9 protein-coding genes, 2 pseudogenes and 1 riboswitch are annotated in these 9968 nt (G+C 58.9%); of the genes and pseudogenes, 5 read left to right on the top strand and 6 right to left on the bottom strand.

Annotated elements, in window-relative coordinates; genetic code table 11:
• Positions 1–83 precede the first annotated feature (83 nt).
• The 3 genes and pseudogenes from QP990_RS11755 to QP990_RS11765 all read left to right on the top strand — a co-directional run.
• Positions 84–533: pseudogene (locus QP990_RS11755) on the top strand (L-asparagine permease); the annotation flags it as partial.
• A 19-nt stretch (positions 534–552) separates the two neighbouring features.
• Positions 553–1590 carry an ornithine cyclodeaminase gene (locus tag QP990_RS11760; protein WP_005323253.1) on the top strand — a complete coding sequence of 346 codons (1038 nt, stop codon included), beginning with the start codon at positions 553–555 and terminating at the stop codon, positions 1588–1590.
• A gap of 47 nt (positions 1591–1637) precedes the next feature.
• Positions 1638–1821, top strand: a pseudogene (locus tag QP990_RS11765) (Trm112 family protein).
• A 137-nt stretch (positions 1822–1958) separates the two neighbouring features.
• On the opposite strand, the gene QP990_RS11770 reads toward QP990_RS11765, so the two are convergent.
• From QP990_RS11770 to thiC, 6 genes are read right to left on the bottom strand one after another with little or no spacing between them, the layout of a single operon-like run.
• Positions 1959–3134, bottom strand: a complete 1176-nt coding sequence (locus tag QP990_RS11770) for a ThiF family adenylyltransferase (protein WP_200287554.1) — start codon at positions 3132–3134, stop codon at positions 1959–1961.
• Entirely contained in the window at positions 3134–3922 is a 789-nt protein-coding gene (locus QP990_RS11775) for a thiazole synthase (RefSeq protein ID WP_023021625.1), read from the bottom strand. The genes QP990_RS11770 and QP990_RS11775 overlap by 1 nt, the downstream gene beginning before the upstream one ends.
• Positions 3923–3932: 10 nt before the next feature.
• Positions 3933–4136, bottom strand: coding sequence for a sulfur carrier protein ThiS (gene thiS / locus QP990_RS11780; RefSeq protein ID WP_200287553.1), 204 nt, complete (start codon positions 4134–4136; stop codon positions 3933–3935).
• The gene (gene thiO / locus QP990_RS11785; protein ID WP_396127288.1) at positions 4120–5367 is read right to left on the bottom strand and encodes a glycine oxidase ThiO; all 1248 of its coding nucleotides are present in this window, start codon (positions 5365–5367) and stop codon (positions 4120–4122) included. The genes thiS and thiO overlap by 17 nt, the downstream gene beginning before the upstream one ends.
• On the bottom strand, positions 5360–6025 hold the full coding sequence (locus QP990_RS11790) for a thiamine phosphate synthase (RefSeq protein WP_034656487.1): 666 nt from the start codon (positions 6023–6025) through the stop codon (positions 5360–5362). Before QP990_RS11790 ends, thiO begins: the two co-directional genes overlap by 8 nt.
• A 28-nt stretch (positions 6026–6053) precedes the next feature.
• Entirely contained in the window at positions 6054–7985 is a 1932-nt protein-coding gene (gene thiC / locus QP990_RS11795; RefSeq protein ID WP_023021621.1) for a phosphomethylpyrimidine synthase ThiC, read from the bottom strand.
• A 1-nt stretch (position 7986) separates the two neighbouring features.
• A riboswitch (TPP riboswitch) is annotated at positions 7987–8101 on the bottom strand.
• Between the two features lie 148 nt (positions 8102–8249).
• Between thiC and QP990_RS11800 the strand changes: the two genes are divergently transcribed.
• Together QP990_RS11800 and tyrS are read left to right on the top strand one after the other, a co-directional pair.
• A complete protein-coding gene (locus QP990_RS11800; RefSeq protein ID WP_034656461.1) occupies positions 8250–8423 on the top strand; it encodes a Trm112 family protein in 174 nt (57 codons plus the stop codon).
• A gap of 64 nt (positions 8424–8487) precedes the next feature.
• Positions 8488–9774 carry a tyrosine--tRNA ligase gene (tyrS, locus tag QP990_RS11805; RefSeq protein ID WP_023021619.1) on the top strand — a complete coding sequence of 429 codons (1287 nt, stop codon included), beginning with the start codon at positions 8488–8490 and terminating at the stop codon, positions 9772–9774.
• The last annotated feature ends 194 nt before the right edge of the window (positions 9775–9968 follow it).

Genomic DNA, 9968 nt, shown 5'->3' on the forward strand with positions numbered 1-9968 from the left:
CTTAACATCCTTCGGAGTCCAACGCGTCACAACTACCTCCCGGTCGAAGTGGCGCATTCACCCCTTGACAGCACGGTGTTCCCTACGGCGGCATCGTCATGGCGGCCATGGTGGGCTTGGTAGGCGTCTTCCTCAACTATGTGGTGCCGGAGATGGCGTTTGAAATCGTGCTCAACCTGGCAGCCTTGGGTACATTGGCGTCCTGGGCGGCAGTTGCGCTCTCGCACCTCAAGTTTGTACACCTGGCTAAGAGTGGACGCTACACGCGGCCGGGATACCGATCACCATTCGGTCAAGGCGGCGACTGGGCCGTACTCATCTTCATTGGCCTAGTCATTATCCTGATGGCCTTTGACTATCCAATCGGAACCTATGCGCTTGCTTCCACTCTGCTCCTCGTTCCGGTCTTTATGGCAATGTGGTACGCATGGCGCGACCGTATTCGTACAATCGCGGAAGAGAGGAAGGCCAAGCACCTGCCAACCTCCAGCTTCCCGGCCGCACCGCAAACAGACCTTCACCCGAAGAATTAAAACTAGGAAAGGAATTCTTATGAACCACGCTGTTAAGTTCGTAGACGTAGAAAATATGGCGCGCTGGATTCAGCGCGAGGGCGTTGAAAACATCATTACCGGAATGGTGGATTACCTCGAGGCTGACTACCGCGAGTGGGAGCGCTTTGACAAGATTCCGCGCGTTGCCTCCCACACCCCATTCGGTGTCATCGAGCTCATGCCGACCTCTAACGGTAAGGAGTACTCCTTCAAGTACGTCAACGGCCACCCGTCCAATCCGGCCCGTGGTTTCCAGACCGTTACCGCCTTTGGCGTGCTTGCCGACGTCGACAATGGCTACCCCACCTTCGAAGCCGAGATGACGCTGCTTACCGCACTGCGTACTGCCGCAACCTCCGCCATGGTGGCAAAGCACCTAGCACGCAAGGACTCCAAGCGCATGGCCATGGTCGGTGCCGGATCCCAGTCTGAATTCCAGGCCTTGGGCTTCCGTGGCGTGATGGGCATCGAGGACATCACTATTTATGACATTGACCCTGAGGCGGTAGAGAAGTTCAAGCGCAATCTGGAGCCACTGGGCTTTAATATCACTGCCTGCTCTAGCGTCGACGAGGCAGTTCTTGGCGCAGACATTATTACCACCTGCACTGCAGACAAGGCACAAAACCAGATTCTGGCCGAGCGCCACGTCGCCCCAGGTGTCCACCTCAACGCTGTTGGCGGTGACTGCCCAGGTAAGACCGAGCTGGAAAGCTCCATTCTGGACAAGTCCAAGGTCTTCGTGGAGTTCCCGGAGCAGACTCGCATCGAGGGCGAAATTCAGCAGAAGCCCGAAGACTTCCCGGTTGTCGAGTTCTACCAGGTGCTCACCGGCCAGGCCACCGGCCGCGATGACGATGAGCAGATCACCCTCTTCGATGATGTCGGATTCGCAATCAACGACTTCTCCGCGCTGCGTTACCTGCGTGATTCCGTCAAGGGAACCGACTTGGAGTCCGAGATCGACATCATTGCCAACCCGGACGATCCTAAGGATCTGTTCTCCTTGGTTGCTAACGTTCCGTCCTTGCTTTAAAGCAAAGGTGGGGTAGAGGGATTTTACTTCTCCCTCTACCCGCTGGGATTAGATGTAAGAGTCTTGACCCAAAGTTGCTCGAGGTACTTGTCCGTCCGCAGGACAAGGGCCTGTTGATATATCCGGAAGATAAGCAAGTCCTTGTCAATGAGCGTTCCTAGCATTGCCTATCCCATTGAAGATGACGTTCCAGTAATTCTGGTAGGCCACGCGATGAAATGGCCCTCCTGAATCTGGATTCTATGTAAAGTCTGGATACTCTGTGCTAAACAGGTGACTCCCCAGCACCTTTTTATGAATCCAACGCGAAGTTCAAGGTGGACCTACCGGAAAACCCGAATCACCTTGTCATCGACATCATTGTCTAGCTAGTGCTTAGGTATTCCGTGGAACGCTGCGGGCTGGCTTGTTATGCCGCCTGCGACGTTTAGCATATTAATACCACGCTGTTTTGCATCCGCGGCGAAGGTCGAGATGAAGTTGGCCGATCGCTTGCCGGAAGCACAGTATACCCACGCTTTGCGCTGCCCTTCGGCCTGCAGGGAATCGAGCAGGCAGCGCGCCACCTCTGGATCGTCCTGCCACACGGAGGTTGGTAAATGGTAATGCTCTGTGCCGGCAGCAAAAAAGAAATCATCTATGGCAGCCTCCCCGGCCTCGCGCACGTCGATGGCCGTGGCACCGTCGCGCAGATCTTCGAACATCTCGGGGGCAGTGGCAGCGGCAGCGGCAGCATCGGCATCCGGCACGGCACAAGCTGCGCTACCGTAGTCTTGCTGCAGCTGTATGGTTAGCTCGCGTGCCGGGTCGTGGGGCACGCGGAAGTGAGTGATGGAGGCGGTCAGGGCATCGTAGATGCTCAACAAGCCCACCCGGTCGTGGTTCATGCCGGTTGCGAACTGGATTAGCTCGGTGGACATCAAGCCCGCGACCACGCTGGTGGTTACGCCCAGCACACCGGCGGTGGCGCAATCCGGCACGGAATCTGGGTCGGGTTGCAGGGGATAGAGGTCGCGCATGCCCACGCCGGACTCGGCGCCGGGCCCAGACCACCACACTGCGCAGTCGCCCCGGTAGCGAAGCACCGAGCCCCACACCAGCGGGGTGCCTGTGATCTCCGCAGCATCCGCTGCTAGGAACTTGGTGGCAAACGTGTCAGAACCATCCACTAGGATGTCCACCCCACGAAGGTAGCCCACGGCATTGTCGACGGTAAAACGGTCGCGAATCGCATGTACTACGATGCCGGTCTGCAGCTGCCGGAGCTTTTCGGCGGCGACGTCCACCTTGGGCCTTCCCACATCGTGGGTGCCGAACAGGATCTGGCGGTGGATGTTAGTGAGATCCACCGTGTCGTCATCGATCACAGAGATTTCGCCAACACCGGCGGCAGCTAGCTGCTGCATCAGGGGGCAGCCCAATCCGCCAGCGCCGATGACGAACACGTGGGTGCCGTGCAGCGCCTCTTGCTGGGGGATGCCGAAGCCAGGCAATAGGGTTTGGCGGGCTACTCTGTACAACTCTTCACGGGGCAGTGGGCTCATTACAGGACTTTGTCTTCCCAGCTAGCCAACCCCTCGAATGATGACGAGGCCACGGCGTGCTGCCGTTTCGGAATGCGGCCAGCTTGCCGGGCCAACCGGCCACCTTCCACGGCGTATTTCATTGCAGTGGCCATCGCCATGGGGTCCTGGCAGCGGTTAATAGCACTCGCTAAAAGCACGCCATCGCAGCCCAGCTCCATGGCCAGTGCAGCATCGGAGGCCGTGCCCACACCGGCATCCAGCAGCACGGGAACATGGGTGCGCGAACAGATCAGCTCGATGTTGTGCGGGTTCAGGATGCCTAGGCCCGTGCCGATGGGCGAGCCTAAAGGCATCACCGCTTCCACGCCCACGTCTTCTAGACGCTTGGCGACGATCGGATCGTCGCTGGTATATGCCAGCACCACAAATCCTTCAGCAACCAGCATCTCGCAGGCATCCACGAGCTCTACCACGTCGGGCAGAAGCGTATGGTCATCCGCGATAACTTCCACCTTCACCCAATTGGTGCCCAGCGCCTCGCGGGCTAGCTTGGCGGTTGTTACTGCGTCCCGGGCGGTGCGGCACCCAGCAGTGTTGGGCAGCACGTCAATGCCCAATCGCTGCAAGAGCTCGAAGATGGATTCCCCACCGGTGCTAGCGCTCGTGGCACTGTGCCTACGCATGGCAACGGTGGTCAGCTGTGTACCGCTGGCAACTAAGGATTGTTCCAACATAGCCTGGCTACTTGCCCCGCCGGTTCCCATCACTAGGTGCGAATCGAATTGTTTATCTGCGATAGAAAGCATGAGTAAAGCCCTACCCGCCCTGCACGGCGATCAGGATATCCATTTCATCGCCGTCGGTAACTTCATAAGACCAGTCGCTGGCTGGGATCACGTCGCCATTGACGGCCACGGCGACGCCTTTCGGCGAGGCATCGCCGGTCTCTGCTTTTACGACGGCAGCCACGGTGATATGCCCCTCGCTGCTGCGGCGCTTTCCATTAAGCGTGTATTCCATGGTGCTTATTCCTTTCTTTTGTGGCTATCGGGGTGGGCTGTATCGGGCGTGGCGTAGTGGATCGCAGGCAGAGATGTCTATCTCCAACCCGTTCGGGGTAGGTGCCCAACCCCAACTGGGCACCTACCTTAGCCCCAAAGGCGGACAACAGGATTCCGTGGCGGAAGTAGCCGGTGGAGATCACCAGCCCGTCGCGCACCTTGCCAAGGTAGGGCAGATCATCTGGTGTGCCGGGCCGGGCGCCGACGATGGCTTCGATGAACTCGCAATCCTCTAGCCCAGGAACCACGCGGATGGCGTCTCGAAGAAGCGTGTGCACACCGTCTACAGAAGGACCTTTGCGGTTGTCTTCGCGGCTGGTTGCACCGACGGCGATGGTGCCATCGGTGCGGGGGATGACATAAACCGGCCGGTCCTCCACGAATGCGCGCACCACTCGGGTAAGCGGTTCGCCACTGGTGTGCACCAGCGCGTCTGGGACCCGCAGCCGCAGCATGTCACCGTACACCGGCCGTAGCGCTAGGGGATTGACACCCTCGAACCAGCCGTCTACGTCTTTGGCACCTAGCCCGTTGCAGAGATAGACCGTGTCGCCGGTGGCCACTCGGCCATCGGTGAGCTGTACATCGTGCCCGTTGATGCGCGTTGCGGCCGTCGCCACGAAGCGAACTCCGGCTTGCTGCAGGTAGTCCAACAGGCACGCGCTGAACATGCGCGGGTTGATCTGATGGTCGCCCGGGATTTCCACTGCCGCCGCCAACTGGGGGCTTAGCCCCTGCTCTAGCCTTCGGGCTTGCCGTAGTGTCAGCGCCTGGGCATCCATACCGTGTCTTTGCTGCAGCGCCAGCAACTCGCGGATATGGACGCCATCGGCGCGGTCGGCACCCACCACCAGGGTGGATTCACTGCGGTGCCCGGTCGGTGCGGTAGTTTTCTTACCCAACCTGGCCAGCAGGTGGGGGAACATCTCGCCCGAAGCCACCATCAGCGGGTACAGCGGCTCTTGCCGGTATTGCACCTCCGCAACCGGCGCCAGCATGCCACCGGCCACGAACGTGGCACCGCTAATGGGCTGGGGATCGACCACGACAATTTCTTGTGGGGATACGCCCGCTTCCACCAATTCGAATGCCGTGGCCAGCCCGATGATTCCCGCGCCAATGATGGCGTGCTCCGCGCGTAGCTTCTGACTATCGGGGTGGTTGCCCGGGCTGAGAACAGTGTTATTCATGTGAACCGATTGCTGCATTCCCGTTCACCCGATCGAAAGCTTGCACAACCGTGGTCGCCAAGGTAGTCGGATCATCGGAGTCCATGAAGGCGCGCACAATCGCCACACCAGACACACCGGTTTGGGCCAGTGCTGCGGCATCGGTGGCCTGTACATCACCGATTGCCACGACCGGAACGGCCGAGGCCGCCACGAGTGGGGGATAGCCTTCCAACCCCAGCGGAGTGCGGCCGGAGATTTTCGTCGGGGTGGGGCGGAACGGACCGGCACCGATGTAGTCGATCACATCTGCGTACTCGTTAGCGTCCTGCACTAGCTCTAGGGTTCCGGTGGTCAGCCCGATGATCGCATCCTCGCCAAGAATCTGCCGCGCCAGGTGCGGGTTCAAGTCGTCTTGGCCGATGTGTACGCCGTGGATGTGGTGATCATCCATTAGGGCGGCCGCTACATCCACTCGGTCATCGATAAGCACCTTCGTTGCCGGATTGGCTTCCTCGACTGCCGCGGCAACGTCGATAGCTAGGGCGGTCAGATCGCGCACGCTGATGGGCTTGCTGCGCACTTGAATCACGCCCGCACCACCGGCGGCCGCTGCCGCGGCAACCTGGACGACCTTTTCCTGCGGTGCTCCCGTAACGTGGTAGCACCGCAGATCCAGGTGGCTACCCTGCGCAGCAGGGCGAGGCTTAGCGCTCACTGGGGATCGCTGCTTCCTTCTCCAGATCCTCGGCCACTTCCTTGGCCTCATTGCGGTCTAGATACAGCTTGGATCCCGCACGGCGGAACTCCTCGGCCATTTCTTCTTCGCCTTCGGTATTAGTGACGCGTTCTCCGTCTACACTCTGGCGCCCGAAGCCTGGCAAGCCGAGGTCCTTGACTAGCGTTTGCTTCTGGTCGGTGGCCAGAGCCTCATCGATCTTGTCACCGAATGCGTCGCGGATGTCCTGGCTGATCCGCATGGAGCAGAACTTAGGTCCACACATCGAGCAGAAGTGAGCGGTCTTTGCCGGCTCCGCGGGCAGAGTCTCGTCGTGGTAGGACTGGGCAGTATCCGGGTCTAGGGACAGGGCAAATTGATCGTGCCAGCGGAACTCGAAGCGCGCCTTGCTCATCGCATCGTCCCACTCGTGGGCGCCAGGGTGGCCCTTGGCGACGTCGGCGGCGTGGGCGGAGACCTTGTAGGTAATTACACCGGTCTTCACGTCGTCCTTGTTCGGCAGGCCAAGGTGCTCCTTCGGGGTGACGTAGCACAGCATTGCGGTACCTCCCATGGCGATATTGGCCGCACCGATGGCGGAGGTAATGTGGTCGTAGCCAGGCGCAATATCGGTGACCAGCGGCCCCAGGGTATAAAACGGTGCGCCGCCGCACCATTCCTGCTCTTTTTCATTGTTAACCTGCACCATGTTAAGCGGCACGTGGCCTGGGCCTTCGACCATGACCTGAACGTCGTACTCCCAGGCGCGGTGGGTTAGCTCGCCGATGGTCTTCAGCTCAGCGAACTGGGCTGCGTCGTTGGCATCGGCGATGGAGCCTGGGCGCAGGCCGTCGCCCAGAGAGAACGCAACGTCGTACTTGGCGAAGATCTCGCACAGCTCGTCGAAGTTCTCGTACAGGAAGGACTCCTTGTGATGAGCCAAGCACCAGCCGGCCATGATGGAACCGCCGCGGGAAACGATGCCGGTTACGCGCTTGGTGGTCAGCGGCACGAAGGGCAGGCGTACGCCGGCGTGGATCGTCATGTAGTCCACACCTTGTTCGCATTGTTCGATCACGGTATCGCGGAAGATTTCCCAGGTCAGGTCCTCGGCCACGCCGTCGACTTTCTCGAGTGCCTGGTAAATCGGCACGGTACCGATCGGTACCGGGGAGTTGCGCATGATCCACTCGCGAGTGGTGTGAATGTCGTTACCGGTGGATAGGTCCATTACGGTGTCTGCACCCCAGCGGGTGGCCCAGCGCAGCTTGTCTACCTCTTCGCGGATGGACGAGCTCACCGCGGAGTTACCGATATTGGCGTTGATCTTCGTATTGAAGGCATTGCCGATGATCATCGGCTCAGATTCCGGGTGGTTGATGTTGTTCGGGATGATCGCCTTGCCGGAGGCAACCTGCTCGCGCACCTTTTCTACGTCGCAGTGTTCGCGCAGTGCGACGTATTCCATCTCCGGGGTGATAATACCCTGGCGGGCGTAGTGCATCTGGGTTACGCGCTTGCCCTCCTTGGCCCGCAGCGTCTGGCGGCTAGCGCCTTTCCATTCGTCACTGGCCTCGCCACGTTTGAGGGCGCGGTTACCGTCATCCAACAGGTTGCGGCGCCTGCCCTCGTAGGCTTCTACATCACCGCGGGCTTCGATCCACTCACTGCGCAAAGCCTCCAGGCCCTCGGTCGGTTCGGCCCAGGGGCCGCGAGTGCGGTAGAGCTTCTGCGGTGGATTCGGGCCCGTTGGGGAATCGTCCAGCTGAACTTCGGTTTCCGGCACCTGTAGGGTGAAGGTCTTGCCGAAGGATTCCACCTGCTTTTCGATGGGGGCGAAGCTGTGCTTCGGGTGGATTTCCGCACCATAGTCGTCATTCGGGATGGTAGTGCGGGTGTGCTGTGTAGACGGATCCGTCATAAAAGTCTCTCCTCATTCTTCCTTCGCTGGTTCTAACCAGGCAGGTTCTAGCGGTACTCGCGCGGGGATTACAGCGCGATCTCAGCTCGATACCTCGAGCGCCCGTGTTCGGTTGCACTTCCTACTGTAACGCACAGCACCCGCGTGTTAAGTCCTAGGGCGGACGGTTGATTGGACAGCCTCAATGAGCAAAGTAGAAAAGCGGTAAACAACTACAGAGAGTCACTCGGTGGGATGGCTGGGGCACGGGTTAGACTTAACAGCATGATTGATCAGAAGCTCCTAGAGATCCTCGCGTGCCCGATCGACAAGCAACCGCTGGAGGATCACGGCGACTATTTGGTTAACCCTAGGCTGAACAAGGCCTATCCGGTGCAGGACGGCATTCCGGTCCTGCTGGTGGACGAGGCTAAGGACTGGCCCATTGGGTCCAAGTAACTAAAGCCACACGCTCTGGAAAAGCAGACACTTAGATAATTAGGGAACAGGGGAGCACCTACGTATGACTAACAACACGAACATTGTTGACGAACTGGAATGGCGCGGGCTCATTAACCAGTCCACGGATTTGGAGGCTTTGAAAGAGGCCACAGAGAACCCGATCAGCTTGTACTGCGGTTTCGATCCGACGGGAAGCTCGCTGCACGCTGGGCACCTAGTACCACTGATTATGCTGAAACGCTTTCAGCAATTCGGCCACCGTCCAATCGCGCTGGCCGGCGGTGCGACGGGAATGATTGGTGACCCACGTGATGTTGGGGAGCGTTCTATGCTCACGGAAGAGCAGATCGCAGAGAATATGCAGATGATCAAGACACAACTTGAATCTTTCGTGGACTTCACCGATGAGAGTGACGTTTCAAGCCCAGCGGTGATGGTGAACAACGCGGACTGGATTAGCCAGATCAACGTCATCGAGTACCTGCGCGATATCGGTAAGAATTTCTCGCTGAATACCATGCTGGACCGCGATACGGTTAAGCGCCGCTTGGAGTCCGATGGCATTTCCTACACCGAGTTTTCCTACATGCTGCTGCAGGCTAACGACTTTGTGCACCTGCACAATGAGTACGACTGTGTCCTGCAGATTGGCGGTGGCGACCAGTGGGGCAACATCGTTTCCGGTGTGGATCTGAACCGGCGCGTGAATGGTGCGAAAGTCCACGGCCTGACGGTACCGCTGGTGACGGACGCCGAGGGTAATAAGTTCGGCAAATCCACCGGCGGCGGCAAGCTATGGTTGGATCCGCAGCTGACCAGCCCATACTCCTGGTACCAGTACTTTATTAATGCTGGAGACGCGGTGGTTATCGATTACCTGCGTTGGTTTACATTCTTGACTCAGGAGGAGATCGCGGATCTGGAGCGCAAGGTAGAGGAGGAACCCTACAAGCGTGAGGCGCAGCGAGTGTTGGCGCGAGAAATGACCACACTGGTCCACGGCGCACAAGCCACCGAAGCAGTGGAGCTGGCCTCTCAAGCTTTGTTCGGTAAGGCGGAGTTGCAGGATTTGGACGAGGCCACCCTGTCTTCTGCATTGCAGGAGACCGAGGTAGCGGAAGTCAGCTCGGATGCCACGATCCTGGATCTATTGGTAGGTGCGGGATTGGAGAAATCGAAGGGTGCCGCGCGCCGCACTGTGGGTGAAGGCGGTGCATACGTGAATAACCAGCGCATCGAGGACATCGAATGGTCTCCGTCTTCCCAAGACCTCCTGCATGGCTCGTGGCTGGTATTGCGCAAGGGCAAGAAGCGCTTCGCTGGGGCACGGGTTGTGAATCCTTCCTAATGCCGTCACGCTTCGTGTCAATAAGGTAGCTACATGATCCCTTGGTAACGGTTATTGGCCATTTACCAGGGGATTTGTGTGTTTCTAGGTGTGGGGTGTAGCTTTATCGAAGTCGCTGAGAGGTAGCCGGGAGGTTACTTGTGAGCGAATTTTGTACGGACTTGGTTCGATGATTTGATTTTGTTCTTTGAGTT

Origin of the sequence: Corynebacterium sp. MSK071, assembly GCF_030232125.1 — a bacterium.
GTDB lineage: Bacteria > Actinomycetota > Actinomycetes > Mycobacteriales > Mycobacteriaceae > Corynebacterium > Corynebacterium kefirresidentii.

Bases quoted from the DNA above. Each gene is read 5' to 3' on its own strand.
- QP990_RS11760 (WP_005323253.1), top strand. From the start codon at position 553: ATGAACCACGCTGTTAAGTTCGTAGACGTAGAAAATATGGCGCGCTGG.
- QP990_RS11770 (WP_200287554.1), bottom strand. From the start codon at position 3,134: ATGAGCCCACTGCCCCGTGAAGAGTTGTACAGAGTAGCCCGCCAAACC.
- QP990_RS11775 (WP_023021625.1), bottom strand. From the start codon at position 3,922: ATGCTTTCTATCGCAGATAAACAATTCGATTCGCACCTAGTGATGGGA.
- thiS (WP_200287553.1), bottom strand. From the start codon at position 4,136: ATGGAATACACGCTTAATGGAAAGCGCCGCAGCAGCGAGGGGCATATC.
- thiO (WP_396127288.1), bottom strand. From the start codon at position 5,367: ATGAATAACACTGTTCTCAGCCCGGGCAACCACCCCGATAGTCAGAAG.
- thiC (WP_023021621.1), bottom strand. From the start codon at position 7,985: ATGACGGATCCGTCTACACAGCACACCCGCACTACCATCCCGAATGAC.
- QP990_RS11800 (WP_034656461.1), top strand. From the start codon at position 8,250: ATGATTGATCAGAAGCTCCTAGAGATCCTCGCGTGCCCGATCGACAAG.
- tyrS (WP_023021619.1), top strand. From the start codon at position 8,488: ATGACTAACAACACGAACATTGTTGACGAACTGGAATGGCGCGGGCTC.